At 66.1% G+C, this 24619-nt stretch carries 54 protein-coding genes and 1 pseudogene; 1 reads left to right on the top strand and 54 read right to left on the bottom strand.

Features of this window, described 5'->3' with window-relative positions; genetic code table 11:
* The first annotated feature begins 11 nt into the window (after window positions 1-11).
* A complete protein-coding gene (locus AOA12_RS06350; RefSeq protein WP_054681214.1) occupies window positions 12-245 on the top strand; it encodes a holin in 234 nt (77 codons plus the stop codon).
* 60 nt (window positions 246-305) lie between these two features.
* On the opposite strand, the gene AOA12_RS06345 is transcribed toward AOA12_RS06350, so the two are convergent.
* The 54 genes and pseudogenes from AOA12_RS06345 to AOA12_RS06110 all read right to left on the bottom strand — a co-directional run bounded on the left by AOA12_RS06345 (window position 306) and on the right by AOA12_RS06110 (window position 24505).
* Complete coding sequence (locus tag AOA12_RS06345) at window positions 306-800, bottom strand: hypothetical protein (protein ID WP_054681213.1); 495 nt, start codon at window positions 798-800, stop codon at window positions 306-308.
* Window positions 797-1630 (bottom strand): hypothetical protein, encoded by an 834-nt coding sequence (locus tag AOA12_RS06340; protein ID WP_156366428.1) that lies wholly within the window; start codon window positions 1628-1630, stop codon window positions 797-799. The genes AOA12_RS06345 and AOA12_RS06340 overlap by 4 nt, the downstream gene beginning before the upstream one ends.
* Window positions 1627-1971 (bottom strand): hypothetical protein, encoded by a 345-nt coding sequence (locus AOA12_RS06335; RefSeq protein ID WP_054681209.1) that lies wholly within the window; start codon window positions 1969-1971, stop codon window positions 1627-1629. The genes AOA12_RS06340 and AOA12_RS06335 overlap by 4 nt, the downstream gene beginning before the upstream one ends.
* Window positions 1964-2347, bottom strand: a complete 384-nt coding sequence (locus AOA12_RS06330; protein ID WP_054681207.1) for a hypothetical protein — start codon at window positions 2345-2347, stop codon at window positions 1964-1966. The genes AOA12_RS06335 and AOA12_RS06330 overlap by 8 nt, the downstream gene beginning before the upstream one ends.
* Window positions 2344-4872 carry a bifunctional DNA primase/polymerase gene (locus AOA12_RS06325; RefSeq protein ID WP_054681205.1) on the bottom strand — a complete coding sequence of 843 codons (2529 nt, stop codon included), beginning with the start codon at window positions 4870-4872 and terminating at the stop codon, window positions 2344-2346. The genes AOA12_RS06330 and AOA12_RS06325 overlap by 4 nt, the downstream gene beginning before the upstream one ends.
* 90 nt (window positions 4873-4962) lie before the next feature.
* The gene (locus AOA12_RS06320) at window positions 4963-5628 is read right to left on the bottom strand and encodes a hypothetical protein (protein ID WP_054681203.1); all 666 of its coding nucleotides are present in this window, start codon (window positions 5626-5628) and stop codon (window positions 4963-4965) included.
* A gap of 32 nt (window positions 5629-5660) precedes the next feature.
* Window positions 5661-6407, bottom strand: coding sequence for a hypothetical protein (locus AOA12_RS06315; protein ID WP_156366427.1), 747 nt, complete (start codon window positions 6405-6407; stop codon window positions 5661-5663).
* Window positions 6404-6598, bottom strand: coding sequence for a hypothetical protein (locus AOA12_RS06310; RefSeq protein ID WP_054681193.1), 195 nt, complete (start codon window positions 6596-6598; stop codon window positions 6404-6406). The genes AOA12_RS06315 and AOA12_RS06310 overlap by 4 nt, the downstream gene beginning before the upstream one ends.
* Window positions 6595-6771 carry a hypothetical protein gene (locus AOA12_RS23065; protein WP_156366426.1) on the bottom strand — a complete coding sequence of 59 codons (177 nt, stop codon included), beginning with the start codon at window positions 6769-6771 and terminating at the stop codon, window positions 6595-6597. The genes AOA12_RS06310 and AOA12_RS23065 overlap by 4 nt, the downstream gene beginning before the upstream one ends.
* Window positions 6768-7151 (bottom strand): hypothetical protein, encoded by a 384-nt coding sequence (locus AOA12_RS06305; RefSeq protein WP_054681192.1) that lies wholly within the window; start codon window positions 7149-7151, stop codon window positions 6768-6770. Before AOA12_RS06305 ends, AOA12_RS23065 begins: the two co-directional genes overlap by 4 nt.
* Window positions 7148-7468: a hypothetical protein gene (locus AOA12_RS06300; RefSeq protein WP_054681191.1), complete on the bottom strand. Its 321-nt coding sequence runs from the start codon at window positions 7466-7468 to the stop codon at window positions 7148-7150. Before AOA12_RS06300 ends, AOA12_RS06305 begins: the two co-directional genes overlap by 4 nt.
* Window positions 7469-7667: 199 nt before the next feature.
* Window positions 7668-8153, bottom strand: a complete 486-nt coding sequence (locus tag AOA12_RS06295; RefSeq protein ID WP_054681190.1) for a hypothetical protein — start codon at window positions 8151-8153, stop codon at window positions 7668-7670.
* A complete protein-coding gene (locus AOA12_RS06290; RefSeq protein ID WP_156366425.1) occupies window positions 8150-8596 on the bottom strand; it encodes a hypothetical protein in 447 nt (148 codons plus the stop codon). The genes AOA12_RS06295 and AOA12_RS06290 overlap by 4 nt, the downstream gene beginning before the upstream one ends.
* A 43-nt stretch (window positions 8597-8639) precedes the next feature.
* Window positions 8640-9212 (bottom strand): hypothetical protein, encoded by a 573-nt coding sequence (locus tag AOA12_RS06285; protein ID WP_054681187.1) that lies wholly within the window; start codon window positions 9210-9212, stop codon window positions 8640-8642.
* Window positions 9209-9595: a hypothetical protein gene (locus AOA12_RS06280; protein WP_054681185.1), complete on the bottom strand. Its 387-nt coding sequence runs from the start codon at window positions 9593-9595 to the stop codon at window positions 9209-9211. Before AOA12_RS06280 ends, AOA12_RS06285 begins: the two co-directional genes overlap by 4 nt.
* 1 nt (window position 9596) lies before the next feature.
* A complete protein-coding gene (locus AOA12_RS06275; RefSeq protein WP_054681178.1) occupies window positions 9597-10004 on the bottom strand; it encodes a hypothetical protein in 408 nt (135 codons plus the stop codon).
* Window positions 9994-10365, bottom strand: a complete 372-nt coding sequence (locus AOA12_RS06270) for a hypothetical protein (protein ID WP_054681172.1) — start codon at window positions 10363-10365, stop codon at window positions 9994-9996. Before AOA12_RS06270 ends, AOA12_RS06275 begins: the two co-directional genes overlap by 11 nt.
* Window positions 10362-10637: a hypothetical protein gene (locus AOA12_RS06265; RefSeq protein WP_054681170.1), complete on the bottom strand. Its 276-nt coding sequence runs from the start codon at window positions 10635-10637 to the stop codon at window positions 10362-10364. Before AOA12_RS06265 ends, AOA12_RS06270 begins: the two co-directional genes overlap by 4 nt.
* A complete protein-coding gene (locus tag AOA12_RS06260; RefSeq protein WP_054681168.1) occupies window positions 10634-10966 on the bottom strand; it encodes a hypothetical protein in 333 nt (110 codons plus the stop codon). Before AOA12_RS06260 ends, AOA12_RS06265 begins: the two co-directional genes overlap by 4 nt.
* Window positions 10963-11217: a hypothetical protein gene (locus AOA12_RS06255; RefSeq protein WP_054681165.1), complete on the bottom strand. Its 255-nt coding sequence runs from the start codon at window positions 11215-11217 to the stop codon at window positions 10963-10965. The genes AOA12_RS06260 and AOA12_RS06255 overlap by 4 nt, the downstream gene beginning before the upstream one ends.
* On the bottom strand, window positions 11217-11399 hold the full coding sequence (locus AOA12_RS06250) for a hypothetical protein (protein ID WP_054681163.1): 183 nt from the start codon (window positions 11397-11399) through the stop codon (window positions 11217-11219). Before AOA12_RS06250 ends, AOA12_RS06255 begins: the two co-directional genes overlap by 1 nt.
* Window positions 11396-11692: a hypothetical protein gene (locus AOA12_RS06245; RefSeq protein WP_054681161.1), complete on the bottom strand. Its 297-nt coding sequence runs from the start codon at window positions 11690-11692 to the stop codon at window positions 11396-11398. The genes AOA12_RS06250 and AOA12_RS06245 overlap by 4 nt, the downstream gene beginning before the upstream one ends.
* Window positions 11689-11931, bottom strand: coding sequence for a hypothetical protein (locus AOA12_RS06240; RefSeq protein WP_054681160.1), 243 nt, complete (start codon window positions 11929-11931; stop codon window positions 11689-11691). The genes AOA12_RS06245 and AOA12_RS06240 overlap by 4 nt, the downstream gene beginning before the upstream one ends.
* The gene (locus tag AOA12_RS06235) at window positions 11924-12262 is read right to left on the bottom strand and encodes a hypothetical protein (protein WP_054681158.1); all 339 of its coding nucleotides are present in this window, start codon (window positions 12260-12262) and stop codon (window positions 11924-11926) included. The genes AOA12_RS06240 and AOA12_RS06235 overlap by 8 nt, the downstream gene beginning before the upstream one ends.
* Window positions 12259-12498 (bottom strand): hypothetical protein, encoded by a 240-nt coding sequence (locus AOA12_RS23060; RefSeq protein ID WP_156366424.1) that lies wholly within the window; start codon window positions 12496-12498, stop codon window positions 12259-12261. The genes AOA12_RS06235 and AOA12_RS23060 overlap by 4 nt, the downstream gene beginning before the upstream one ends.
* Window positions 12495-12836, bottom strand: coding sequence for a hypothetical protein (locus AOA12_RS06230; RefSeq protein WP_054681157.1), 342 nt, complete (start codon window positions 12834-12836; stop codon window positions 12495-12497). The genes AOA12_RS23060 and AOA12_RS06230 overlap by 4 nt, the downstream gene beginning before the upstream one ends.
* Complete coding sequence (locus AOA12_RS06225; protein ID WP_054681155.1) at window positions 12836-13072, bottom strand: hypothetical protein; 237 nt, start codon at window positions 13070-13072, stop codon at window positions 12836-12838. Before AOA12_RS06225 ends, AOA12_RS06230 begins: the two co-directional genes overlap by 1 nt.
* 136 nt (window positions 13073-13208) lie before the next feature.
* A complete protein-coding gene (locus tag AOA12_RS06220) occupies window positions 13209-13742 on the bottom strand; it encodes a hypothetical protein (RefSeq protein WP_054681153.1) in 534 nt (177 codons plus the stop codon).
* The gene (locus AOA12_RS06215) at window positions 13739-14098 is read right to left on the bottom strand and encodes a beta barrel domain-containing protein (RefSeq protein WP_054681151.1); all 360 of its coding nucleotides are present in this window, start codon (window positions 14096-14098) and stop codon (window positions 13739-13741) included. The genes AOA12_RS06220 and AOA12_RS06215 overlap by 4 nt, the downstream gene beginning before the upstream one ends.
* Window positions 14095-14292 (bottom strand): hypothetical protein, encoded by a 198-nt coding sequence (locus tag AOA12_RS06210; protein ID WP_054681150.1) that lies wholly within the window; start codon window positions 14290-14292, stop codon window positions 14095-14097. Before AOA12_RS06210 ends, AOA12_RS06215 begins: the two co-directional genes overlap by 4 nt.
* The gene (locus tag AOA12_RS23055) at window positions 14289-14537 is read right to left on the bottom strand and encodes a hypothetical protein (RefSeq protein ID WP_156366423.1); all 249 of its coding nucleotides are present in this window, start codon (window positions 14535-14537) and stop codon (window positions 14289-14291) included. The genes AOA12_RS06210 and AOA12_RS23055 overlap by 4 nt, the downstream gene beginning before the upstream one ends.
* Entirely contained in the window at window positions 14534-15703 is a 1170-nt protein-coding gene (locus AOA12_RS24150) for a hypothetical protein (RefSeq protein WP_442922284.1), read from the bottom strand. Before AOA12_RS24150 ends, AOA12_RS23055 begins: the two co-directional genes overlap by 4 nt.
* Window positions 15655-15933, bottom strand: coding sequence for an endonuclease domain-containing protein (locus AOA12_RS24145; protein WP_442922283.1), 279 nt, complete (start codon window positions 15931-15933; stop codon window positions 15655-15657). Before AOA12_RS24145 ends, AOA12_RS24150 begins: the two co-directional genes overlap by 49 nt.
* A 535-nt stretch (window positions 15934-16468) precedes the next feature.
* A pseudogene (locus AOA12_RS24140) lies at window positions 16469-16699 on the bottom strand (Hint domain-containing protein); the annotation flags it as partial.
* Window positions 16700-17136: 437 nt separating this feature from the next.
* Window positions 17137-17700, bottom strand: coding sequence for a hypothetical protein (locus tag AOA12_RS06195; protein ID WP_054681145.1), 564 nt, complete (start codon window positions 17698-17700; stop codon window positions 17137-17139).
* A 28-nt stretch (window positions 17701-17728) separates the two neighbouring features.
* Complete coding sequence (locus tag AOA12_RS06190; protein ID WP_156366421.1) at window positions 17729-17914, bottom strand: hypothetical protein; 186 nt, start codon at window positions 17912-17914, stop codon at window positions 17729-17731.
* A 17-nt stretch (window positions 17915-17931) separates the two neighbouring features.
* Window positions 17932-18198, bottom strand: coding sequence for a hypothetical protein (locus AOA12_RS06185; protein WP_156366420.1), 267 nt, complete (start codon window positions 18196-18198; stop codon window positions 17932-17934).
* A 258-nt stretch (window positions 18199-18456) separates the two neighbouring features.
* Window positions 18457-18618 carry a hypothetical protein gene (locus tag AOA12_RS23045; RefSeq protein WP_156366419.1) on the bottom strand — a complete coding sequence of 54 codons (162 nt, stop codon included), beginning with the start codon at window positions 18616-18618 and terminating at the stop codon, window positions 18457-18459.
* Window positions 18619-18763: 145 nt separating this feature from the next.
* Window positions 18764-19138, bottom strand: coding sequence for a hypothetical protein (locus AOA12_RS06175; protein WP_054681137.1), 375 nt, complete (start codon window positions 19136-19138; stop codon window positions 18764-18766).
* Complete coding sequence (locus AOA12_RS06170; protein WP_054681136.1) at window positions 19135-19419, bottom strand: hypothetical protein; 285 nt, start codon at window positions 19417-19419, stop codon at window positions 19135-19137. The genes AOA12_RS06175 and AOA12_RS06170 overlap by 4 nt, the downstream gene beginning before the upstream one ends.
* Complete coding sequence (locus AOA12_RS06165; protein ID WP_054681135.1) at window positions 19416-19742, bottom strand: hypothetical protein; 327 nt, start codon at window positions 19740-19742, stop codon at window positions 19416-19418. Before AOA12_RS06165 ends, AOA12_RS06170 begins: the two co-directional genes overlap by 4 nt.
* Window positions 19739-20029, bottom strand: a complete 291-nt coding sequence (locus AOA12_RS06160) for a hypothetical protein (protein ID WP_054681133.1) — start codon at window positions 20027-20029, stop codon at window positions 19739-19741. Before AOA12_RS06160 ends, AOA12_RS06165 begins: the two co-directional genes overlap by 4 nt.
* A complete protein-coding gene (locus AOA12_RS06155) occupies window positions 20026-20307 on the bottom strand; it encodes a hypothetical protein (RefSeq protein ID WP_054681130.1) in 282 nt (93 codons plus the stop codon). Before AOA12_RS06155 ends, AOA12_RS06160 begins: the two co-directional genes overlap by 4 nt.
* A 14-nt stretch (window positions 20308-20321) precedes the next feature.
* A complete protein-coding gene (locus AOA12_RS06150) occupies window positions 20322-20546 on the bottom strand; it encodes a hypothetical protein (RefSeq protein ID WP_054681129.1) in 225 nt (74 codons plus the stop codon).
* 22 nt (window positions 20547-20568) lie between these two features.
* Window positions 20569-20730 carry a hypothetical protein gene (locus AOA12_RS23040; protein WP_156366418.1) on the bottom strand — a complete coding sequence of 54 codons (162 nt, stop codon included), beginning with the start codon at window positions 20728-20730 and terminating at the stop codon, window positions 20569-20571.
* Window positions 20727-21044 carry a hypothetical protein gene (locus AOA12_RS06145; protein ID WP_054681127.1) on the bottom strand — a complete coding sequence of 106 codons (318 nt, stop codon included), beginning with the start codon at window positions 21042-21044 and terminating at the stop codon, window positions 20727-20729. The genes AOA12_RS23040 and AOA12_RS06145 overlap by 4 nt, the downstream gene beginning before the upstream one ends.
* Window positions 21041-21238, bottom strand: a complete 198-nt coding sequence (locus tag AOA12_RS23035; protein ID WP_156366417.1) for a hypothetical protein — start codon at window positions 21236-21238, stop codon at window positions 21041-21043. Before AOA12_RS23035 ends, AOA12_RS06145 begins: the two co-directional genes overlap by 4 nt.
* Window positions 21235-21492, bottom strand: coding sequence for a hypothetical protein (locus AOA12_RS06140; RefSeq protein WP_054681125.1), 258 nt, complete (start codon window positions 21490-21492; stop codon window positions 21235-21237). Before AOA12_RS06140 ends, AOA12_RS23035 begins: the two co-directional genes overlap by 4 nt.
* The gene (locus tag AOA12_RS06135; RefSeq protein WP_054681124.1) at window positions 21489-21797 is read right to left on the bottom strand and encodes a hypothetical protein; all 309 of its coding nucleotides are present in this window, start codon (window positions 21795-21797) and stop codon (window positions 21489-21491) included. The genes AOA12_RS06140 and AOA12_RS06135 overlap by 4 nt, the downstream gene beginning before the upstream one ends.
* On the bottom strand, window positions 21794-22510 hold the full coding sequence (locus tag AOA12_RS22520; protein ID WP_082406002.1) for a pentapeptide repeat-containing protein: 717 nt from the start codon (window positions 22508-22510) through the stop codon (window positions 21794-21796). Before AOA12_RS22520 ends, AOA12_RS06135 begins: the two co-directional genes overlap by 4 nt.
* Window positions 22507-22752 (bottom strand): hypothetical protein, encoded by a 246-nt coding sequence (locus AOA12_RS06125; RefSeq protein WP_156366416.1) that lies wholly within the window; start codon window positions 22750-22752, stop codon window positions 22507-22509. The genes AOA12_RS22520 and AOA12_RS06125 overlap by 4 nt, the downstream gene beginning before the upstream one ends.
* A complete protein-coding gene (locus AOA12_RS23030; protein ID WP_156366415.1) occupies window positions 22752-22904 on the bottom strand; it encodes a hypothetical protein in 153 nt (50 codons plus the stop codon). The genes AOA12_RS06125 and AOA12_RS23030 overlap by 1 nt, the downstream gene beginning before the upstream one ends.
* 1066 nt (window positions 22905-23970) lie before the next feature.
* Window positions 23971-24177 (bottom strand): hypothetical protein, encoded by a 207-nt coding sequence (locus AOA12_RS06115; RefSeq protein WP_054681120.1) that lies wholly within the window; start codon window positions 24175-24177, stop codon window positions 23971-23973.
* Between the two features lie 22 nt (window positions 24178-24199).
* A complete protein-coding gene (locus AOA12_RS06110; RefSeq protein ID WP_156366414.1) occupies window positions 24200-24505 on the bottom strand; it encodes a hypothetical protein in 306 nt (101 codons plus the stop codon).
* Window positions 24506-24619 lie beyond the last annotated feature (114 nt).

Raw genomic sequence — 24619 nt, 5'->3', positions numbered from 1 at the left:
AACCCCTACCCATGAAGAAATACTTCTCCCTCGCCTTCTTCGACTACGCCGGAGAGCGCGCACTCAAGACCGTCATCCAGACCCTCTTCGTCGGCGGCCTGCTCGGCGCCGGCCTGTTCGGCCTGGACTGGCTGGAGATCGGCTCCATCGCAGGCGGCACGGGCCTGGCATCCATCGCCACGTCCGTCCTGCTCTACAAGGGCGATGGCACCGACAACCCGAATGACACATCCGTCGGCGCCTGAGAGGCGGTGATCACATCTCTGAAGAACCCCCGGCTGATTCCAGTCGGGGGTTCTTCAGGCTCAGCTGAAGTAGTGCCTGAGCGTCGGCTCGTGCCTAGTCCGCTTCAGGTAGACGAGGGAGTGCGTGATGCAGTCGTTGCTGTCGTCGTTCTGCGTGCCGGGGGCGAAGAGCCCGAACCGCTTCAGGAAGTCGAAGCGCACCCGCTGGCGGCGCGTCAGCGTGTTCGCCTCCTTGGGGTAGGGGGTGAGCCTGCCCTTGTCGGTCCTCGTCTGCCAGTGGACCTCCTGGCCGTGCTCGCGGGCAAGCCAGGCGATGACCCCCTCGATGGGCACGCCCGCGATGTCGGCGACGAAATCGTTCCGCCTCGCCACGAACTTCTCGACGACGATTTTGTCGACTAACTGAGGCCAGCCGTTCTTCCGCACCCAGTCGATGAAGCCGGTGAGGCCGCCGCCGATCTGCCAGCGTTCAAGCAACTGGTAGGGCGTCGTGTCGTCGTACCAGCCGAGCGTCACGCCCGTCTGGAGGCCGGGGTCGACGGCGAGAAGCCTCATGCTGCGCTCCATTCGTCAGTCGGTTCAGGTGCGGGCTTCGCGGACTTCGCGATCGGCGCGCCCGTGGTCAGCGCGATCACGTCGTCCAGCCACTCATTGAATGCCGCCGCGGTCGTGAAGACGGGGCGCCGGTTCAGCCAGCTCGCGCCGTCGTTGTAGTCACGGTCGCGCCGCTCGGCCTCCTGGCGCATGCGCGCCACCCGCTCCTCGTGCGCCCACCCCGGCTCGCCCTTGGCCCGCGCGAGCAACGACGGCAGCGGGGTGTAGTCGAAGAAGAACTCTGTCGGCATGCCGAGCGGATCAGTGCATAGCGCCTCCTCGAAGGCGAACGAGCGCGAGCCTTTCGCCGTCCGGCCCTTCTCCTGCCACGCCGCGCGCAGGGCGATGCGGTAGGCCGGGTGTGCGGCATGAACCCACCAGAACTCGCACTCGTGAGCCGCCTTCCGTAGGTCGCCCCGGCGGTGATCCGGCACCTCCTGCCCCGGCTTCAGGTCCGCATCGTCGGCGTAGTACAGGTCCGATACCGCGACCCGGCTGTACGACAGGCGCACGACCGGCCACCCGGCGTCAGTGGTGCGCTTCAGGAGCTTCGTGATCGCGGCCCCGAGACCCTTCTCTGTGGCAGGATCGACGACGCGCTGCTCTACGAGCGTCTTCGTGACGGGCGGCACGGCGGCATCGGCCACGCCGTCACGCTTAGTTCGGCGGAAGAACTCAAGCCACGTCTCGTCGCTCCACCCCGGCCCGCCGGTCGGGTGCAGTGGCGCCGTGCGCTCGCGCGAGCGCACGGGCTCGGCGGCGGCGTCCATGACGTCCAGATAGACCTTCATGCCCATGCCTCGCTGTGCGAGTATCCGACGGCGACGCCCATCCACTTCGAGAGCAACTGCTCATCGCCCCAGCGGGCCTCGCCGCCGCCGAGCACGAAACGCAGCGCCGCCGCGACGGACTCGATGCTGTCGACGTTCTCCGGCCGCACGGGCGCGAAGTCGCAGAGGAACGGCGGCCAGTCGCCGAGGCAGAGGACGCGCCCCGGCGTCCCGTAGGCCGCCTCGACGGGGATGACCCGGATCGGCGTGTCGATCAGCGCCTTCGCGGCCTTGAGGATTGCCAGGCGCTCGGCGCTGAGCGGCCACGGGTGAACGGGCAGGGGGATCGGTGCATCAGGCATCCTGGTGACTCCTCTCGTAGTCGTCGCTCCAGCGAAGGATCGTGGTCGGCGGCACGCCAGTCAGCCTCGCCGCGGTATGCTTGCTCGTTCCGAGGGCGAGTGCCCGGAAGGCGGCTTCCCCGTCGATCTCGCGCTTCAGGCGGGCGCTGCGGATGCGGACGAGGTACGGCAGGCTTTCGGCCGCCAGGCGCCCGCCTGTCCGCCCCGTCTTGCTGTTCTTGGGGATGCGGTACCACGGCAGCCCGACGATCGCGCCGATCTGCCTGAGGGAGAACTCCCCTATCTCCCCCAGCTCGGCGCCGAGTTCGCGTCGCTCCGTCTCGGTCATGTCGGCGCTGACCTGCCACGCTTCCAGCGCCTCGTCCAGCGCGCTCACTGTGCCTCCTCGATGATTCTCACGATGTCTCTCGTCCTGTCTTTCGCATCCGGCGTCAGCTTGTCGATCACGCGCTGGGAGAGCAGTTCCTCCAGCAAGCTGTCGACGTCGCGTGAGCGCCCCTGCCACTTCGGCAGGCGCTTGATCTTCGCCACCTCCATGCGGCCGCCATTGGCTCGGATCAGATCGGCGAGCCTTGCGACCTCCCGAGCGCGCGGCGTCAGATCCGTGGCCTGCACGGCCCAGAGAAGGTTCTCGACCCACTCCTCGGACTGCTCCAGCGCGATCAGGTAGTCGGACATCTGGATGCGCCTTCGCCCCTCCGTGATCGCCACGAGCGCGGCGCACTTGAGGATCGCGACGTCCATGCGCCCTTTGTGCAGCGTGTTCCCCAGCCGCTCCTCGTAGCCCGGGAGCGAGTCGGCGATCGCATCCAGCGCATCCTGAGTGTCCAGGTGCCTCAGGAGCACGTCTTCGTCGGCATCCATCGCGACTGGCTCGCCCTCGGGCGACAGCCGTGTCGCGAGCTGGCGGAACTTCGCCACCCACGTCTCGTACCACTTGTGTGCCGCATCTTTGCCGTCTGCCTGACCTATGCGGACGAGGGCCTGCTCCCGAGTGATCTCCTTCACCTGGCCGCGAGCGATGATGAAGCGGTTGAGGAACCCGGTCAGCCAGTCGTCGGGCCAGATCGCCTCTGCCAGCTTGTCCTCGATCCCGGTCAGGTGAACCGTGAGGAAGCCGCGGGCGGTCTTGCCCGACTGCTCCTTCATCGTGCTGCGCTGCATGGCGCCGACCCGGCCGCCCCAGTAGTCGGTGATGCGCAGCTTCATCCCGCGGAACTCGTTCTTCTCATCCGACCAGCTGCGCAGCACCGCCTCAGCTTCGTCGGCCTGGAAGTAGCTCGTCTTGCCGTCGCGCGCGAGGAGCGCCTGCTGGAGCCCCGCCGCGGTCGCGTCCCCGCCGATGTCAGGCGTGTCGACGCCGAGGTAGAACATGTCGACGATCGCGTGGATGGGCTCGATCGACTTCGACTTGCCAGTCTTGGTCGGACCCAGCTGGAGAGCGTAGAAGTTGAAGATGATCTTTCCACCATCCTTCAGCGGCAAGAACGCCTTATCGGCGAAGATGAGGGAGAGGATGATCCACCGATTCGCGCGATAGTACTGCTCGCTCATCACGCCGTCCCGAAGCTCGCTCATGACGCTCATGTACTCATCACCCCACCACGGCGCGAGCGATGCCCGTTCGGCGCGTGACAGTAGCCGCACGCTCTTGCCGGGAAACGGATCTCGGTCGCCCGAGACCTCCTCGGCGCCAGGGCGATCAGCCAGGGGGTGCTGCACGATATGCCAGGTGAGATTCCATACGTCGGGCAGCGAGTCCTTGTCGAACTGGAGGGCGCATAGCCCCTCCGGCGCGTTCGCTGCCGGGGAGCGCCAGCCGATGGCCGCAGCTTCCAGCGGCGAGCGGCCGGCCTTCAGCGCGTCGGAGATCAGCTCCGCGACATGGCCGCGCAGCTTCTCTCGCGTGCGCTCTGCGGGAAGTGTCGCCCACTTCGCCATGAACTCGTTGCCCAGGCCCGCGATGAGCGGCTTATGGTCGACGGCGGGAATGTCCCGCGGCGCCGCCGCGAAGGTGCCGTACTTCTCGATGGCACCGCGGAGCCCGGCGTCGAACTCCTCGGCCCACGACCTGCCGGGCTGTTCGGGGAAGTCGACGTACAGGCTGCGGAACTCGTCGAGCAGCTGGGGGATGCCCGGCTCCAAGTGGTCGGCGGCACAGCCCACCAGGTAGCGCTGGAAGTCGATCATCTCATCGTGGGCGATGCTCCCCTGGCGCTCCGCGATGTCGGCCAGATACTCGCGAAGGTGCTCGGCGGGCTCTCCGGCCTCGCACCTCGCCAACCATTCGGCGACGCCACCAGTGAACGGCGCCTGTGGAATGTCGTGAGTTGCCGAGTCGTCGTGGGTCCGAGTGGGCGAACTCGGGGTGAGGAGCCAGTCCGGCGCTTGTGCGAAGGCGTCCCGTGAGTCGGGGATCTCACTCCCCCACCAGATGAAGTAGCTGCTCCCGCCGCGCCGGTCGACGTCGTCCAGGCGCACGCCCTCTGGGGTGACATGGTTCTGATCGGGGCCGAGCGAGACGCCTTCCGGCGCGGCGTAGATGTAGTGGTCGCCGCCCGAGCCAGTCGAGTACGTCACCGTCTGAGGCAGATCGTCCAAGCCTGCTTCGATCAGCGAGTTCCAGCCGTCCTTGATCTCACCGGTCGACATGTCGGTGCCCATGTCGATATCGAGCGCCACGAGTCCGCTGGCGCCCGCATGGACGCCAACCAGGGCCTCAGGCCAGCGGGACCACCAGCGTTCGATCTGGTCGGCGTCTGTGGTCCCCTCCTTGTGCCCACTGTAGGTGTAAGGGGTCTTCGCGCGCTTCGTGCGCCCGCGCTCCTCCGTGGTGCGCTCGCGGACGGGGAAGACGGCGAGGCCGAGGGCGGCGAGGCGGAGGGCTTTCTCCTGGGTCAAGATCAGATGGCCTTCCGTATTTAGTGGACTAAACGGAGCCCCGGCGCAAGGCACACTTCACCCCTGCGCCGGGGCTCCTGGGGGCTTAGCTCAGAAGCCGGCGGTCGTCGCTGCCGCCGCGCCGAGGCGCGCTTCGGCGATCTCCTTGCGCGCAGCTGCGACGAAGGGCTCCTGGAGCGTGAGCGCCTGGGCGATCTTCGCGTCATCGAGCCCCAGTGCGATCAGCTGCCCGACTCGCTCCTTCTCGTCGGCGCTCAGGCCCGCGGGTGCCGCAGGTGCCGCCGCGTACTGCTGGCCGGTCGGCGTCGCGGGCGCCGCCGCCTGAGGCTCAGCAAGCGCGGCGTCGAGAGGGCTGCCCTTGACGATCGTGTACACATAGACCTTCGGCGGGAAGCCGCGGTCGGGCTTGGGGCCGAACCCGGTGAAGGTCGCCGTGAAGGTGTCGCCTTCCTGGGGCGACCGACCCGCCTCGCGCGCCGCCTTCTGGAGGGCCTTGCGCTGGCCGCCCCACATCTTGATGTAGACCGAACGGCGGCCGTCGTCCTCGGCGTCCTCGCGCAGCGCCGTCTGAAGCTCGATGACGGCCTGCATCTGCGGGTCGCCGTTGTCCCAGAACGTCGGCTTGCCCGAGTCGAAGTCCGTGGCCTGGCGCGTCGTGACCGACAGCACCTTGCCGGTCACCGAGTCGCCGGGGTTGTCGAACTTGGCGCTCTTGCCGCCACCCTTGAGAAGGTCGTCGAGAGTGCTCGTGCTCATTTCTTGCTCCTTGCTTTCGTTGTTTCTTTTGGTCACCCCGCGACACCCAGTAGGTCGTCCAGGGAGCTTGCGGGCGCCTTGCGCGGCGCGTCGGGATATTTCCGGCAGTCGAAGCACTTCCCGCTGCGCGGGAGGCCCCGGATGTAGCTGTCGCGCGATTCGATCGAGACAGCGGCGAGATCGTCGAGAAGCCGCCCGAGTTCTTCGACGCGATCCAGGGCAGCGAGGGCTGCCAGCGGGTCGAAAGGCTCCTCCCACCACACGCCCGCGCGCAGGCTGACGGCGTTGCGCGGCAGGTAGTTGATCGCCACCTTCTTCACGTCGTAGCCGGCGCGGAAGAAGCCAAGCCCGTAGAGGTGCGCCTGCCCTCGATACTGCGCCGTAGGCCCGCGCTTGGCGGAGGTGAGGGTCGTGGCGCCGACGAGCTTATGGTCGATCACGCAGCCCGTCTCGACGCGGAAGAGGTCGGATGTGCCGAGCACTTCCTGCCCCCGCACCGTGCCTACCGAGACGCGCGTCTCGGTCAGCCAGCCGTCCAGGGGCTCGAAGATCTCCTCCAGCGCCGCGTGCAGTGCCGTGCCGAGGAACGGCAGCCAGGCGGCTTCAGGCATCTTCTCCCACCCTGCGAGCTTGGCCGCGAGGCAGTGCTCACAGTCCATCGCCAACTCCGACGGGCCAATGGCTCGCTGGAGCGTGCGCGGCTGCTGGGTGATGGCGTGCTCGATGACCGAGTACACGGCATCACGATCGTCGGGCACGGCATCACGATCGTCGGTCACGCTGTATTGCCCCAGCCGAAGACCGCGAAGCGCGTGACGCCGCTGGGCAGGTTGCCCAGCATCTCGACCACCTCTTCCGCGATGAGTTCGTATCCGAAGACGGGGATCGGCTCGCCATTCTGGTAGGCGCCGAAGTGCACAACCCCCCGGTCATCCTCGTCGGTCACCTCGATCGTGAACTCGATGCTCATGGCGTGTACGGTCCCGTCTTGTTGATGCGCTGAATCTTGTCCATCGTGCGCGAGTAGGCACTGATCGCCGTCGGATACCACTCACGCGCGGCGCGGATGGTCGACGGGATCAGATGATGCAGGGCCGCCTCGATCCGCTCGTAGTCGGCGCTGTTCAATTCATGCCTGCTCATGCCGCAGCCCCCTTTCGTACCCACGGAAGACGGACGGCCGTGTGGCCGCGCGCGAGGGAGGCCGAAACGTATCCATCCTCCAGCACCCCCACATTCCGCAGGGCTTCGAGCAGGCCGAAGTAGGCCAGCTCGGAAATCTCCTTGTCGATGAAGAGGTGGAAGTGCCCCTCCGTCGACGAGGGGATGAGCTTCGCTGGCAAGTCGATGTCCAGCACGATCTTATGCTTCTCTCCCCCCGTCGTGCGGGACGTGATCACCGTGGCCTCTTCGAGGTCGTCGGTGAGGCGACGACCCCCCGCCTCGGTGTAGTCCTCGTTGTCGTCAATCGACGCGACGACCTCGTACTGAAGGCCGCTCAGCGGCGGCTCCTTCGGACTCACGAGACGACGACCTTCTTCGCGCCCTCGATCTGCCACTTCTTCAGATCGACCGGGGCGAAGTAGTCCTTCAGCGCCGCCGTGTCGACGGCGGGCTTGTAGTACTGGGGGTAGCGCTCGACGGGGAAGCTCTTCGTGAAGGCCGCCGTGTTGAAGCGCGGGTTGCGCTGGATCGAGACGACGTAGTCGCCCTCCTTGTGCGAGCCGTAGTCGTACGACTCGCGCAGCTGGTCATTGATGAGATCGAGTTCCTGGTTCAGGACGTCGATCTGCTCGCGGATCGCCGCTCGGCGATCGAGAATCCTTCTGATGTCACTCATGGCTTGCTCCTCCTGATCGTTCAGCATAGCTGGATTTAGTGGACTAAATGCGGGGCGGGGCGGGGGCTTGCGCCCCATACCACCTCCTGGAAATGCCGCCTACACTGCGCATCTTGACTCCTCCTCCTGGTGTCTCCCGCCTTGCTGGCGGTGATCCCAGTCTACGCATTTAGTCCGCTAATGCAAGGGGTTTAGTGGACTAATTTTGCAGGGCCTCGACGTAGGCCACCTTCGACCACAGCCGCCTGGCGACCTGAACGACCGACCAGCCGTCCGCGAGGAGCCCCCGCATGACTTCGTCGCGCAGGCGGTGGATCGCCTGAAGCGGCACGCCAAGGTCGGCCTGGATTCTGCGCGGTCGCTCCCGGTCCAGGAGCCGCCTGCGTATCTCGTCCGCCTGCTCTGGCTTCGGCACGTACATCACCCGCCCTCGCCCGCGCGCCTCGCTGCTCCGCTCCTGCGGAATGAGCGGCGCGCGCACGCCCGAATAGTCTGGAGGCTGAACGGTCAGCGGCCTGCGGCCATGTGTGCCCTCGGGATGCATGGCGTGCAGCACGGCCTGCTCGTAAGCGGCCTGGTACGAATGCTCGATGCCGCCAACAACGAAGCCGCATGCGTTACACACGACGAGGCCGCTTCCGTCGTCAGGCGAATCCCCCGACCAATCGATCCAGACGTCAGTCATTTCGGCGCGAACTCCCGATGGCTCTTCAGAATCTCGGGGTTCCTGAGAATGCCGACCCAGACCGACTTGAACTCGGCGTGCGAGGGCAGCGACCTGCCCGTCTGGCGCCGGTAGCGCTCGGCGAGCGAAGCGCTCGTGATGGGCAGTGACTCTGCGACCCAGTTCGCGGGCACGCCCTCGTTGAGCTGGCCGAGCGCCCACTCCCACTCCGCATCGGTGAGTTGCTGGCGCGCCTCCCGGCGCGGACCGTACAGCCGGGACGCCGCCTTGAATACGGCGCCCCTGCTGTAGCCCCTTGCCACCACCTCCGCGATGGTCAGACCTGATGCCAGGAGATCGGCGGGGCCGACTATCGGCGGCGGCGTCACCCCCTGCTCACGAAGGCGCTGGCGCACATTCTTCGGCAAGATGCCGCGGGCCTCGGCGATCTGCTGAATGGTCATCCCCTGCTCGTACTGCGCTCGCACGGTTAAGCGTGGCACTCCTTCACTCCTCCTCGATGACTTGGCTGGCGGTCAGTTTAGTGGACAAAACGTCGGCGCTCTCCCGGCAGACGCGCCGTACGTAGGACACGCTCTTGAGTCCGAGCGCTTCTGCGATCGCACTCGGGCTCAATCCCTGGCCGCGCAGCTCGACGATGGCCTCACGCCGGCCCTCATAGCGCCGCGTGAGCTTGCCGGTGCGCGAATCGACGGCGGGCGGCAAGCCAAGGAGCAGGCGCGCCTTGCGCACGACGTTGCGCGAGACGCCCATCTGCTCGCCGATCATCCGGTCGTTCATGCCGGCCGCATGAAGCCGCCGCACCTCACCGTGATCGACGTGGATGCGATCGCCCGTCGTGGCGCGCCGTACGGGCCGCGGGGCGGGCCGGGCGGCCTGCGCCGCCTGCTCAGCTAGCGCCTCGGCAACGCTCATCCCCTGGTCGATGCGGCGCCGGAAGCTCCAGTCGCCCGCGTACCGCAGGCTCACGTCCGAGCAGGACGGACTGGCCGGGCAGCTCGCCCGACCGCGGCACCCCTGCCTGGCGCCCTGGATCGTTCCGTGCTCGACGGCGGTCATGAGGACTCCTTCAGGGTGACGGTGTTGAGGTGCCGGTTCGGGCACGTCTGGAGGATCGTCCTGCCATCGGCAGTGATCACCCATGTTGCTTCGTCGAGATCGTCTTCGCAGGTGCTGCACCAGCCGATGCCGGCCCCGTTGTGCCCCTGGCAGATGAGGATGGACCGCTTCTTGAACGGTGCCTGTCCGTCAGGGGCGTAGGTGTAGATCTCCCCGCCTTCGGCGTCGTCAGAGACACGGACTTCGATCTCCGTCCATTCGGCTGAGTCGACGGCCGCCATGCGCGCGTGGTCGGGCTCCAAGTAAGCGCTGTAGGTCCCGCCGTCGTCGACCGTGCCGCAGACGTCGCACTGCGCCTGGTAGTAGATCGCTTCCTTGATCATGTCACCAGTCCTCCTTGGGGTTCCCGGGGTTCTTGGGGTTGAGTGCTTCGGTGAGGATGCGGCGTGGTTCCGTCGCGATCGCGGGCAGCATGGCCTCGAAAGTCAGGGCCTTCTGGATCGCGCCACGGAGGGCGTCGCGCTCGCGCTGGAAGCTGCATGCGACGTCGTGATACCGGCGCACCTCTTCCTCGACGGCCTTGGCGAAGTCGGGTGCCGAGACGACCGACTGCCAGTGGACACTCAGGGCTCGCAGCTTCTCGGCCCGCTGGTGCTCGGACTTCAGCGCGTTGATGAGCTTGCGGATCACGATCAAGTCGGCGTCTGTCTCGCGCCACATCGATCGGCCCATGCGTGAGACCGTCAGCCGCCCGCGGGCCTCCGCGAGGAGGTCGGGGATGTCAGTAGCCATCGGGGGGCTCCAGTTCGTTCTCGATGCGGGCGGCGTGATCTGCCGCCTGCTGGAGGGCGGCACGCACGTCGGCCTTGTCGAGCATCACCGCATCCGAATCCGGGATTCGGTCGAGCTTCGCGAGGATGCGGACTCGCGCCTCCTCCGCCTCGGCTGGCTCGCCCAGCGCTTCCCGCTCGTCGGAGTTTTGCGGAGAGTTTTCCGCACCCTGCACGCCGCGCCGGATAGTGCGTGCCACTTCGTCCAGGACGATCTCAAGCGGCGCATTCACCCACAGTGTGTACTCGCGGTCGCTGTCCCACTGCTTGCGGATCGCTCCGATCTCGGACAGGCGCCTCTCGATGCTCTCGCGAATGGTCACGACTCCTCCTTCTTCTCCCCGGTGAACGGCGAGTAGCGCGTGCCGTCAGGGGCGACGATCACTACCGGGTAGCAGTCGTCCTGGGCGCGGCCAAGTGCCTCCTCGAACGTCAGGAACTTCCAGTCGCACTGCGAGCCGTAGTACCACGCGGTCAGCGTCCACGCCTCCCCGCGGGCGTCGGCCTCATCCAGGACGCGGTCTTCCTCGGCGGCGAGGAATGCCTTCGCCGCGAGGACGCGCTCGCGGAGCACCTGGTATTCGGCGTCGTTCATGCTGTCTCCTCCCCGGCCGTGTCGTTGGTCTGCCCGAGAGCGGCGAGGATCGCGTCGGCCCACTCCGCGATGACATTCGTGCGCATCCCTGCGTGCAGGCCATACCCCATCCCGAGCGAACCGAGAAGCCGGATCAGCGCTTCCCTATCGATGTCAGCAGGGGCCTGAGCCTGCTCGCACAGAGCGAGGGTGGCCGCCTCCTTCGCCACGTCGAACGCGATCCGTCGCGTGTGCTCGGTCAGGGTGCGACCCGCCACGTAGGAGGTCCCAGCGACCCTCTGCGCGATCCGCTCTGCGGCTTCCTCGATCAGGTCCTCTCGACTGGTCATGCCGTCTCCTCCCGGGATTCGAGGCTCACGGCCTGGTGGTAGCGACTGAGGCTGTCCACGAGGATGCTCAATTTGAGGTTCGCCCATCCCCACGAGAGCGTGTGGATCGTCTGAGACACGGCGTTGTCCAAGGACTCTCGCCCCGCCTCCCGTTCGATTTCATCCGCCATGCGGCGCAGATCCGCGACGATGCGCTCAATACGCTCACGGGTTTGCTTGTCCAGGAAATGGGCGTAATAATTGTTGTCCATCAGTTCTCTCCGTTCTCGTCGTAGTAGTCGGCCAACTCGTCGTCCGTGGGCTCGCGGGTGGAGCGGATGTCGTAGGCGTGGTCGTCGCACATGCGCTCCGTTGCCACTACCGTGTCGCCGTCCCAGTAGACGAACTCGGTGTACTGCATGATCGTCTCCTCGACGCGGCGCGTGCTGCTCACTGGTCGCCCTCCAGCCGCGCCAGCAGTTCCCGCAGGAACCAGATGATCGCTTCCTTGTCATATTCGCCGGGGTCGCCGCCGATATGGTCGGCGATGTGCTGCAACTGCATGAGCCCGCCGGGGCTCTGGGCCCCCCAGAGTCCCTGCGCCAGGGCGTCCAGCAGCTCAGCCTGCTCGCCGTCAAACCCCTCGGCGAGCAATACCCCGAGGTCGCGCCAGTCGTAGTCGGCGTCCACGACGACGCGCGCCTGCACGCCGGGGATGCGGATCAGGTTGGTGATGGTGTCGGTCATGGCGCGTCCTCCTTCTCCCCGCGGCCGAGCTGGTACACGGCCCGCAGGCCGCCCATCATGTCCGGCACGGACTCGAACGCCTCGCGAATGCGATCGTCAAGTTCGTCGTAGCTCGGGATGACATGGCCGACCTTCTCTGCCTGGTCCCAGGCCACGTTGTAGCCGAGGCTGTTGATGCACCCGGCACAGACGTGCTCCGCTCCGTCGTAGATCGGAACCTTCCGGTGGTCATCAGTCATTGCTGCCGCCCTCCCCCTCGTTGGTCTGCCCGAGAGCGGCTTCGAGGGCGTCGCGAGCCTGGTCGCGCATTATGTCTCGGTATTCGTCATCGCTGGGCCAGCGATCGGGCCAGTCGGCCTCCTGTGGCACGTTGGCAAGCGCCTTCGCGGCTCGCTCCACCATCTCGTCCGTGATCTGCACGGGGCGTGCGGACTGCCACTCGGCACCTGTTCGGAACCCGTCTCGAAGAGCGCTGTACAGGTTGTTCACCTGTCGCTCGTTCTTGTTTCGAGCTGGGACGTGCGGCATCGGGTACCGCTCCTCTGCGGCCTTGCGTGCGGCGCTGGTCATGACTGCTCCTTCCGGTACGGGTTCCACGGGTATGGGGTTCCCGGTGCCGCGATCTGCCATGCGCCGGCCGCCGCCCACCCTTCGCCCCAGGCGCGTTCTGCCACCTGGCGGTCATGCTCGGCAAGCCATGAATCGAACTTCGCTGCCTCACGCTCCGAGAACTCCATGCCAATTGAGGTGACCGGGACGAAGGCCACGGCGTTGCGAACATCGGAATCAGTGAACCCTCTACTCATCCCGCCACCTCCAATTCCTTCGCGCGCTGCTCTCGCCAGCGCTGTGCGTTGATCTCCAGCCGGCGGGTCAGTTCCGCGGCGTGCTCGTCCGTGTCCTGGCGTTCGTCAGCCCACTCGGCCACAGAGTCGGCCGTGATCCCGTCGCCGTCCTGGTAGCCGTCGAACCATGCCCTGTCCGTCGCCACCGCGCACGGTGTCAGGTGGGATTTCCACACGCCCACAGACCCGGCATCGAACGTCACGGCCCGCTCGTACGTCTCGCCCGGTTCGATCGGCCACCCGCACACCTCGCACGAGTGCCGCTTGCGGGCCTTCACATCAGCGCGCGTCGTGTCCATCAGGGCATCACCACCCGGACGATTCGCAGGTCAAGGCGCTGCGCTCCGCCAAGGTCGCTACCACCGACCGAGAGCACTTCGTACTCCCGCCCGTGATTGGCGTAGATGCGCGAGCCGACCGGGATGTCGAGATGCTGCGGCACGTACACGACCTGCCGGCTGAACGTGAACCGTGCGACGGCTTGCGTGCCATCAGGCAGCGAGATCATCTCGTTCGCCATGTGCGTCAAGCTCATGTCTCGTTCCCCTCACTGTTCTGCTCGTCGATATCGGCCATCGTTTTCCGGCACCAGACATCCCCACCTTCGTGAGTCCACCCGTGCGTATAGTTCGCGTAGTGGCGGCGGATCGGCTTGCCGCAATGGCGGCACGTCATGATGCCGCCCTCCTCGTCAGCAGGTCCATGCGCACCAGGGCGCGAATGTCCGCCGGCAGCATCTGCATGACCCAGAGCCCCGCCTTCGTGTATCCCACGTGCTGGAAGCCCGCCTCGAACCATGAATGACCCCACGTCTTCCGCCCGCGGATCGGGCGCGGCTCAACCTTGGCGGGGTCGATGAACGAGACCATCCCCTGCTCGGGGATTTCCGGCCACTTCCGCGCCGTGGCGAGCACCGCGGAACGGATCAAGTCGGACGCCTGACCAGCGCCCTCGTTGCGGAACGCCGAGCACACCCACGCGCCAGCCCAGGCGTGCTTCACGTACTGAGCGAACGGCCACGACGTGACCCAGAACGCCCCGCCCGAATCGGGTGTGCGCAGCTGCTCCGCACTCCCGATCTTCAGGACCATGCACCGGCCTGGCGGGACGAACTGCGGCGACCCGACCTTCTGCCGGTTGTAGTGCCGGTCCGCCATCGGCACGACCTCGGGGTCGGCGCGATGCGACTCCCGCCACTCGGTCATGCGCCCTTCTCCAGATCCGCTTCCAGCACTGCGATGACCTGCTCCAGGGCGTCCGTCGAGCACCGCCACGGGGAGTAGGCGAGCGGGACGACGGCCAGGTCGGACAGCCGCTTGATGGCCGCAGCCCGACGCTCCCTATCCGCCCACTGCTCCAGCGTGTAAACGCGGTCGCCGTAGCCGACCGCATTCGGCGATCTACGCTCGACCCCGTCTTTCTGATAGAACGCCTTCTCCTGCCCGTGATGCTTGATGTAGACCAGCGTGCGGCCCACCTTCACGACCTCCACCTCGACCGGTGAGCGCTGGCCGAAACCCTCCACGAGAATGACCTCCTGGCCGACCTCGAACTTGCTCATGCGTCCTCCTCCAGCTCGTACCACTTGATGAAATTGGGCGACCAGATCATGCAGCTTTTCGTCCCCTCGACATAGATCCAGTTCTCGTCCATGTCATCCGTCCAGGTGACGCGATCGATGCGCGTGACTCGGACCAACTGCCGGTCACGGATACGCCGCCACACCTGGCCGACACGGATCTCCTGGACGGTCACGACTCGCCACCTTCCGGCCAGCGGGCATAGATCGACGCATTCGCACCGCCCTCCCTGGCATTGCGCGACACTGCCTCCAGGCCTCTCCTTTTCAGATGCCCAGCCAGACTGGCGCCGACCCCCTCTGCAACGAGTGCCCATTCGCCCGGCCGCTTCTTCAACTGTTCGATGACCTTCGTCCACTTGGACGAAGACCCGCCGCCGTATTTGCGGGCCGGGGGCTCTTCCCACTTGATGATGCTCATGCTGTCAATCCCATCTGCGCACGATTGCGCGTTTGTGTTGCTTCCAGTCGCCGCAGGGTGCCGTCGTCCAGCGTCCTGCGGGCGATGATGTCGACCTGGGCGAAGGCCGCCTGGTCGACGCCGATGCGCCAGATGCGGCGCAAAGATTGCTGATTCAGAAGGGCGTTTTCCGAACGGCTCAGCCAGACGACCTTCGAGCACACCCGCTGGAGCCCGTCGACGCCCTCTGAGAGCGACGCGATCGATGCCACGATGTAGTCGGCCCGGTCCTCGACGAAGTCCGCCTTCAGGCGCTCGCGGGCCGTCTCGCCGACGTCGCCCGTCCACAGCACCGTGCGGTACCCTGCCGCCTGCATCCGGCGCGCCGTCACCCGCGCGAAGCGCTTTGAGTCCGTGAAGATCACCGCCTTCTCCTTGCGGCCGGCGGCCCGGTCGAACTCATCCAGCACGCCGCGCAGCGCCACGAGCTTCGCGGATTTACAGTCGTCGGCGAAGAAGATCTCGCCTTCGCCGTCCAGCGCCAGCTCGCCCAGCGCCGCCGTGCGGAGCCGCTGGCGCTGGACGATGGGCAGGTCTGCGACGATGGGCACCTCGATGCCGTCGTGATCGCGGACCCACGTCACCGCCTGAGCCTCCAGGTCCTCGTACTGAGCCCGCTGATCGGGCGTGATGTCCACGACGACCTCCAGTGCGGGCGGCGGCTGCGGGAAGGGCTCGGCGCGGAAGTAGCAGGGCAGGCTCTTCACGAAGGCGCCGGGATTCTTCTCGCCCACGACCGACGAGATCGGCCGCTTCTTGCGCGTGAACGTCAGGTAGCACCGGCCGCACTGCTCGTCGTCGCTCTCGACGTCGGCGAAGCACTTCGGGCACTGCATCTTCACCTCAGCCCACTCGTCCAGCCACGAGTAGTAGGAGGGACTGAGCAGACCAGGCCAGACCCAGTCCACGGGCGCATACGCGCCGCTGAAGTTGTTGCCGTGCCAGGTGCCGCTCAGGCCGATCCGGCGATCAGAGGCGATCGTGCGCATGGTGCGCGTCGCGAGCGCATTTCTCGACTGGATCGCATGGCAGTTGTGAACGAGGATCGAGTCTACGAAGTAGTTCGAGGTGTCGGTCTCTATGTTGTAGACATCGACTGGAGCACTTCGTCGATGCGCCTGACGCACTCGCTGGTATCGGTCAGGATCTCGCGGTTCCAGAATCGCAAGATGGTCCACCCCCTCGATTCCAGGAAGGCTGTCTTTCGCTGGTCGCGCTCCCGCGCGAGTGGATTCTTGTGGCTCTCCCCATCGCACTCCACCCCTAGCTTCACCTGCGGCAGCGCCAGATCGATCTTGAAGCTCGGGGGAAACCCCTGCGCCCTCGCGCCCTTGCCGGTCCCGACCGAGAACTGCATCACCCAGTCGCCACCAAGCGCTGAGAAGAGCACCTGCTCCGCTTCTGCCACTCGTCCATTCCCGCCCGTCAGGTACGAGTAGTCCCGGGGGTTCCGCGCTCTCGTCTCCGCGATCTTCTCCTTGACGCCAGGCATCCAGACCGGATTGTTCGCTCGCATGCGCTCCGACGAAGCCGCCCTGCCCTTGCGCGCCGCTTCCATCATCTGCCGAGACAGTGCCACCCTGCCCTCGTCCGACTCGCGCCACGCCCTGTGTCCCGCCCGGAGTGCCACCGAGTCGCCCGTCCGCATGCGCCATGTCGCCGAACATCGCCGGGAGCAGAATCTCTGTTTCCGATTCCCCCGATACGGCGCGAACTCCTGCTGGCACCACTCGCACGTCAGAACCACTTCGCTCAAGAAGCATGTCCCCTTCCACTATGTCGGCTGCCGGTCGGTAGCCTGAACCCTCCACCCAGTACGGGTGATTTGCTGTTGCGCCCGTAGGCAAGATGTCTGCGCTCTGGCGCTTCATGATGTTCATGACAGTGGCCCGCTTCAGCGCGCCGCTGGAGTGGTCGTATCCCCAGACGACATCGCCGGGCCTCAGCGTTTCGATCGCGCGTGGCCCATTCGGCGTGTCCACCATCTTTCCCGCGACGAAGCACTCATCAAAGATCGTCACATCAACATGCACCTTCCGATAGAAGGTCTTCAGGTGCGTGCGCAGAGTCTCCTGAATGGGCTCACCATCTTTCAGGATCAGCTCGCCCGTCGACTTCTTCATCTTCCAGATCGGCTCCCCGTCCGCGTCAACGGCGGGCGAGTAGGCGAAGTCCCGCGTCACGAGCCACTGCACCGTCGCACTGAAGTAGCCCGGCTTCCCCGCCATGAAGTCCTCGAAAGCCTCCATGCCTCGCTCCGTCGAGTCCATCCGGCGCACCACCACGGCGCCGTCAGACTGCGCGGCGAACACCGCGGCCCATTGCTTCAGGGTGTTGCGCGGCGCGACGATCAGCACGCGCGGGAGACCCAGTCGCAAGGCGATCTCGGCGGAGGTCGCCGTTTTCCCGGCCCCCATATCCGACCCGTCGAGCACGCCGCCCGTGGGCTCTGCCAGGGCGCGCTGCACGAACACTTCCTGCATGGGCCTCAGCGTCAGCTTCTCAGCCACTTACTCGCCTCCTTCCGACTCGATTTAGTGGACTAACTGCGCTAGTCGGACTAGTCCAGCGCCGCACGCACGCGCTCGCGCCACGGGCTGTTCGGGGCCATGACGATCTGCACGACAGGGTTCAGCCACGTCTCGTCGTCGTCCTCGTCCGCCGGACGCACATGCCCGTCGACCAGCTCGAACCGCCACGATTGCGGGATCGTCCAGGTGCCGACGAAAGCCGCGTAGAGCGCCAGATCCTCCGGCGTCAGCGTCAGTACGCCGTCCTCGATCTGCCAGGTCGCCGGGGCTGCTTCGACCGCCTGCGGGGTCTCGGCGTCCTCGATCTCGCGGGCGGCCAGCAGCTCCTTGCCGTGCGCGATCGCGCGGCGGGCGTCCTTGGTGTTGGTCGTGCTGAGACCCTGCGCCGCGATCTGGCTCCGCGGGATACCCGCCTCGTCCGCGAGTGCCGCCGCCTTGTCGCGCTCGATCAGGCGATCCCGGATACGATCCGAGATGCGGATGCGCGCCGCCGCCAGCTCCTCCCCGCGCGCGACCGACTTCTCGTGGCGGTACGCCGCGTCCTTGGCTGCGAGGGCGTCCAGGATTCCCCGCTGCTTCTCGTTCAGCTTCATGTCGTGACTGCTCCTTGTGTTCGTTCGTTCAGATGAGGATTGCGGCAACGCCTGCCGCAATGCCCGCGACGGCGCCGGACGCGGCAGCGGCCACGCGCCACGCTGCGAGCGCGCGACCCTCGCGGGCGCATGGCGCCACGATGCCAGTCGGCAGGGTGTCGGCAGCCTCGGCGGCGGACTTCGGCGCCAGCTGCGCGTAGTCGGTGATGGGCACGGCCCACGTATGGCGCGTCATGCGAGCACGTCCGCCAGTCGGTCGACCAGCTCGTCGCCGTCGACGTCGACCTCCAGCAGGCTCATGATGCCGTCGCCCCGGTACAGCATGTCATCCCAGACGCGCTCGCTCACCGAGTGCGCCATCAGGTCGAACGTGTACCCGACGCGCGAGCACTCCGCATCCCAGACCGTCAGGATCGCGCGGTCGATCTCGCGATCCGTTCGCCAGATGCCCTGGCTCACCAGCTTCTCGTGAACCTCATCCACCAAGTAGGGGAACATCGTCATCTCCATTCTCATCTCACCGGCTCCCTCTCGGCGGCCAGGATTCCGCCCAGCTCCCGCTCTGCGCACTCCTGGAACCGCTCGGCTTGCTCGGCTGTCAGGTCCAGGAGGTGCTGCGCCTCGTCTGCGAGCCGTCGTGCCGCGTCTCGCGGTATTGCTGTCCATCGCTGGGCATCTTCGGCCCAGCGGGCGTGCGGCTCCGCGTGGTCGCGCGGCAGATCGCACCAGGGATCGGTGCATCTCATCAACATGGGGTTACTCCTTGGTGGCGCTCGGTGCGCCGTAGATGGTGAGGGCGATGGCTCCCCCGGCGGCGAGGGCACCGAGCAGGGAGAAGCCGTTGAACGTGCCGACGATGAGCGCCGGAACAACCAGCGCGGCGGCAATGATCAGCAGGGCGGTGACAGTGCGGTTCATTTCGCGATGTACCCTCGCTTGCGCCCGTACTCTGCCAGCGCCTCCACGCGGCGGATTAGTGCGCTAACTGCCGGGTGCTTGCGCGTCGGAAAGCGCTCCAGTCGCGCCCGCTGCGCGCGGTACGCCTCTTCCCATTGAGCGCGACTCACTGGGCATCACCCGCGTGAATCGGGCCGATCTCGCGGCGCCACGTCGCGGTCAGCAGGTCGTAGTGCGCCTGCGTGAAGGGCGTGCCGATCAGATCGCGAACCGCGAGCGCTCCGGCGATGCGACCCACATAGTCGCTCAAGCTGGGCGCCGCCGATGCCGCATCACTACGCGCCTGAATCCATCCAGCAAGACGATCATCGCCCGCCAGTCGCGCCGCTGCGCCCGCCTGAAGCATTGCGATGGCGCTCTGCGACAGTGGCGCGGATGCCTGAAGGCTCGCGGCCTCCTCGCCGGTCAGCTGCACGACGCGGTCGATGAAAGCCGCGATTTCGGCGCCCTGCGGGCCGTAAAGGTCGGTTACATTGCTCATTTCCTGCCCTCTTTCCATTCGTTGATGAACCTCTGAATCACGCGGCGCGCCGCTTCGTCGCCCACGCCGCCGTCGTGCTCGATCACGTCGCCGTCAAGCGCCGTGACCGTGTACGTGAACCCGCCGTCGCCGTCCTCCAGCTCGTCGTCGCCGATCGCCAGGCGGCACTCGCCAAGAGTCAGCTCTGCGAGGCCGGGCTCGTCCGGTCGCGGGAAGCGCAACGCGCCGTGCGGGATGTCGCCGTCGAGCACGTAGAAGGCGTGAATGAGATCGGGGATCATGCCGACACCTCGATTCGGTCGATCTTCATGTCGTAGCCGAACATGGTTTCCTCGCCCGATCCCGTGAACTGGGGGTAGTAGCCGATCAAGTCGCGCGGCAGAACGTCACCGTCGTAGAGCTGATGTGCGAGGATCAGCTCCCCCCAGCTATCCGGGTCAGGCGTCACAGTCGGGCAGAATCCCAGCAGGTAGCCCGCGGGGCCGATCTCCCCGCCGCGCACGAGGCCGGCGCACCCCTGCTCGTCGATGTCCACGCGATGCGGGCGGGGGACCTTGAACGGGTCGCCCTCGGGGCTCTGGTAGTGGATCGTGATGGTGGTCATGCCGGCACCTCGATCTCAAGCGCCCACCAGCCATTGGGACGGCGCAGCCATTTCCCCAGACTGATGCTCTCGCCGTCCGGCGTCTCCACCTCAACGAACCGGCCCGACTCGTGGGCGGGCGGCCCATCGAACACAATGTGCACGCGGCGCGTCGGGCGCTGCGCGCTATCAGCTTTGATAGCGGCAGTGATCGCGGCGGCGGTGATCGCTCGCGAGGGATCATGCACGCCGATCCCGAAGTGACTCAGCTGCTCATCCGCGACCTGCTCGGGTGTCTTGATGCTCATGCGCCGCGCTCCCTCCTCTCGTCGTCAAGCCATTCCTTGCCGGTGCGCGGCAACGGTTGCCCTGCCTGATCCAGCACGCCGCCGTGATCCCAGTGCAGGCCGAGAGCGCCCAGCAGGTGCCCGATCCGGTAGCCGACGAGGCATGAGCCCTCGTCCCCGATTTCCAGCGGCTCGCGGCTCGGCGTGTCGTCGTCGTCGTCCCTGTAGACATTGAGCGTGAACGGCGAATCCGGGTTCGCGTCGGCGTCCAGTGTGTCGATGATGATGCGAATGCGCATGGTGGTTTAGCTCCTTAATTCTTGGTGTCTCGTGGTCGGAAGTACAGCTCCCCGCCGCTAAACTCGCGCGGCAGGCGCTTGTGCTTGGGGATGAACGCGAAGCTCTGCGGGGCATGCGGGTGCTGCACGAGGCGCACGTCGGGAATCTCTTCCCAGCCGGTGCCGCCGACGTACCAGCCGAACCAGGCGATCGTCCCTCGCAGCGGGAGTGCATCGGTGTTCAGCTCGTGAACGCTCATGCCGCCCGAGGCGAGGAAGGCATCACGCTTCGCCGCTATAGTCGTGGAACGTGGCGCGGCGGGCGCCGTCTCGGGTCGTGCCGCGCGCCTCCCATGTGCCCATGAAAGAGCCGGACCAGATTGTGAGCGGCACAGTCTTGGCGGTGCCCTCGTCGTACTCGGTGCGGATGCCGTAGCGGGTCATCGTGCGTTCTCACTCTCGATCCAGTCGCGCAGAGCGCGAATCTCTGCCGTGGTGGCGGGGCGGTCGGCGGGCAGGATGCCCGACTCTGCGACCGCTTGCATGTACTGGCGCGCGCCGGTCTTGGTGCGGAAGTTTCCGCCGTAGGGCTGCTCCTGGCCGACGTAATCGGGGTGCTTCGCGTTCGGTGTCCGGGCCGGAACGATTGTGGCTTCCGTGCGCTGCTCTGCGCCGTGGTCGAAGTAGACCGCGAAGCCGCCAGGGAAGCCGTTCACCCGCCGGACGCTCAGCGCGCCCTGTCGGTAGTACTCGTTCATCGTGCGTTCTCCTTGTCGGTCAGGACGGCGGACGGGATTAGGACATTCCCCATGTCGCATGTCCCCCAAATCTGCGTCGGGTGATCGAGCCAGGTTCCGCACCACGCCTGTTCTGGGGTGGGATTCTTCCGCTCGGTCAGCTCTGCGTGGCACGTCGGGCAGTTCATCGCGCCCTGTCGGTAGTACTCGTTCATCGTGCGTTCTCCTTCTCGGTCATGGCGGCGAGGGCATTGTGCGCGCGCTCGGCAAAGAATGCGGGGATCGCGGCGACAGCCTCGGTGAAGGTGGGGAAATCCCAGACATCCTCCGTGACCGCGCCTGTCTCATAGTCGCGCCCCCAGATGTGCCAGGGCGTCAATGGGTCGTCGCTACGCTCAATTGCAACCTTCGTGATCTTCTCGGCCCACTCATCCGGGTTTCCAGGGCGGTCGCCGTTCCAATGCGTCATCGTGCGCCCTCCCCCTCCCCGATTGCGGCGAGCAAGGCGCGGGCGGCGTCCTCTACGTCTGCGAGCAGGGCTAGGCGCTGCATAGGGTTGTCTACGTCTGCGTTCCACAGCGCCTCGCGCAGCTCTGCCGCCGCGCTCTCGACGTGCAGCGCGTGATTCGCGGCGATGGTCTGCGGGGTCATGTGCTCGCGGCGGGACTCGGCCCAGTCGGACACGGGGAGGGAGTCGGCGGCCTGCCCGCCGTGTGCGGGGTGGTTATTGCTCTCTGCCGTGGCGAATGCGCGGGCGGTTTCGCGGTAGCTCATGCGATGCCACCCCTCTCGCGCACCATTTCGACGGTCCAGCTTGCGGGAAGGTCCGCATTCCGGAAGTTCGCGTCCGAGAGGTTCGCGCGCCGAAGGTTCGCGTCCCAGAGGGCCGCGCCCGAGAGGTTCGCGCGCGAGAGGTTCGCGCCCGAGAGGTTCGCGTCCCAGAGGTTCGCGCCCCAGAGGTTCGCGCCCGAGAGGGCCGCGCCCGAGAGGTTCGCGCGCCGAAGGTTCGCGCGCGAGAGGTTCGCGCCCGAGAGGTTCGCGTCCCAGAGGTTCGCGCCCCAGAGGTTCGCGCCCGAGAGGGCCGCGCCCGAGAGGTTCGCGCGCGAGAGGTCCGCCTGCCGGATGAACTGCTCCCCGTCGATCCGCGCGACCACTGCCACCTGCGGCACTCGGAGCTTGCCCGGCTCATCCCCGCGCGCTTCGCTTGCGCGGTAGGCGACAAGGAGAAGGCAGAGCGCCCGATAGCCGCCCGACGCCATGCCGCGCCACGTCGTAGCTACACAGAGCCCATCGCCTTCGCGCCGCGGGCATGACGACTCGTGATCGTCCAGTCCATAGCGGGCTGTCTCGCCGCCCGGTGCCGGCCATTCAAAACCGTATTTCGTGCGACCGTCGAACCCAACGCTTTTGATCCCCCATGAGTCATATCCATGCGGCAGATCGTAATCGGCGCTGATGATGTCCAGCGGGTTCCTGTAGCCGCTCATGCGCCCGCCTCCTGCATCTTCGCTGTCCAGTACTCGCCCCAGTGCGCGAGGTAGTCGGAGCCGTTCTCGGTGTCACCACCTGCCTTCTCGAACGCCTCAAACTGATCCGATCCGGGGTAGCGGCGCTCTAGCTCGCTCTCGATGGTGGCGAGGAATTGCGCCGGGGTCAACGACAGGTGCGCGCGGTACTGGCGACGCGTCAGCGTGGCGCGATAGGCACGGCGCGGGCTCTGGTTGCTCATCACAGGCCCCGGCCCTTCAGCGACGGGGCGGCGGTCATCGAACGAACCGAGCCGTTGCGGGTGAGCGTCAGCGCGCCGCGCTTCAGGGCGCGCTGACGGCGGTTCTCGATTGCCTGCCGGCGGGCGGTAGCGGTACGGGTGTAGTCGGTCATGGTGTTTTCCTCCTGGGTTGAGGTGTTGATTCAAGATTAGTGGACTGTTCACTAATCTGCAAGGTTTAGCGGACTAAATCTGTGTACTGAGAATGATTCTCAGTGGCTGGGAGTGAGGTCGCCGACGGGGACAGCGGGTTGGCGGCGACTGCACTGATAATTCTGGCCTGTCTACGCATGTAGTCCAGCGGCTAAATGCGTAGAGTGGAGAACAGGGTTATCGCGTTCTGGAAGTGGGTTGGATCGCTAGGATGTCCTGTCCGGTTTTGAAGTCCTGTAATTCTGTTTCTGAGGCGCTGAGATGGTCTAGCGGTCATATACGTAGGCTAGGGCTGAGACGACTTCCGCGGAATCTCGCGGAAGTTGGCTTCAAAATCAGAGATGCATCTATGTCCCTAGTGAATTACAGGTGTGTTGGGTTATTTAGTAGTGATGGGGGTAGAGAGCTGTGCAACTCGAAACCGGGAATTATTATGTCAGCTTGATTCTTTCGAGTCCTCTCGCCTCGCGACGCGCGCGCACGCGCGTGATAGTCGATGTTGGCTAGGTTGTCAAGTCTTCGGGGCGAGTTCTCAGGGTGGTTCGAGTCTTCGGAGGTCGGTGAATCGGTGCCTAGTTCCTCGCTCTTCGGAGGTCGGTGCCTCGGTGCCTAGTTCCTCGCTCTTCGGAGGTCGGTGCCTAGCTCCTCGCCGGTCGGTGCCTCGGTGCCTAGCTCCTCGCCGGTCGGTGAATCGGTGCCTAGCTCTTCGCCCCGCTCGCGAGCTTGCCGGTCGCCCCTAGGGTTCTAGGTCGCCTCGCTTGCTCTAGCACGTCAGCGAGGCGCCTAGCGCGTCCTAGATCGGGTAGTGCTTGTCCTGCCATGCTCGATGCATGCGGCTGACGGTCGTGGGATGCATTCGCAGGGCGTCGGCGATGAGGCCGTACGTCCAGCCGACGCGGCGAGCTTTGCGGATACCGTCTGTCAGCCGTTCGCGGCGCCTGTCATCGTAGAGTCGCGACCATGACCGCAGGGTGTCGTGGAGCTTTTCGTCGGATGCATGGCGTAGGACGTTCGTCCGTCGCGTGCTCACGTCAGGTTCCCCTCACTGTCGATGTCGCCGTGCCGGTAGGCCTGTCTGACGACGTCTGTCCAGTGCGAGTCACGGTTGAGCGCGTAGGCGTCGCAAGATCCGTCGTGCCCGTAGGCGTCGACAAGCGCACGGTATGCGCGTGCGGCCTTACTCGTGCCGTAGCCGGCGAGGATGTCGGTGTTTGGGAGGTTGCGGTCAGTCATGGCGGTTACCTCTCGGGGATAGCTATGCAGTGGCGACGGCGAGAATGGCGGACAGAATGCGATAGGCGACGCGCTCGCCGGGGTAGCCGTCAGGGTAGCCGTCAGGGTCGCTGTCATAGGTGCCGTTATCGGTGTGCAGCTCGACGGCGGTCGGGTAGTTGTGCTCGGTCGGCGTATTGATCCGCACGTAGTGGATGAGAGCGCCGCCGATCCAGACCTCATCGGGAATGACGACGATGCCGTGGGCAGGGTCGCGCGGCGCGTAGGCGGTCGCACTCTTGACATTGAGGACTGTTGCGACGATACCGGCCATAGTGTCGGGGCTCATGGTGGTTACCTCTCGGGAGGGCTGTGCGCCCCGTAGGCGCGTTAGTGGACTAATTCGGCTATGCCGGTAGGGGGGCGGGATGCTAGGCGCTCAGAGCGCCGTCTCGGTAGGCAT

The sequence above is a fragment of the Microbacterium sp. No. 7 genome, assembly GCF_001314225.1.
Classification (GTDB): domain Bacteria; phylum Actinomycetota; class Actinomycetes; order Actinomycetales; family Microbacteriaceae; genus Microbacterium.
The sequence above is the reverse complement of the archived record's forward strand: the minus strand, read 5'-3'. Positions and strand labels throughout refer to the sequence as shown.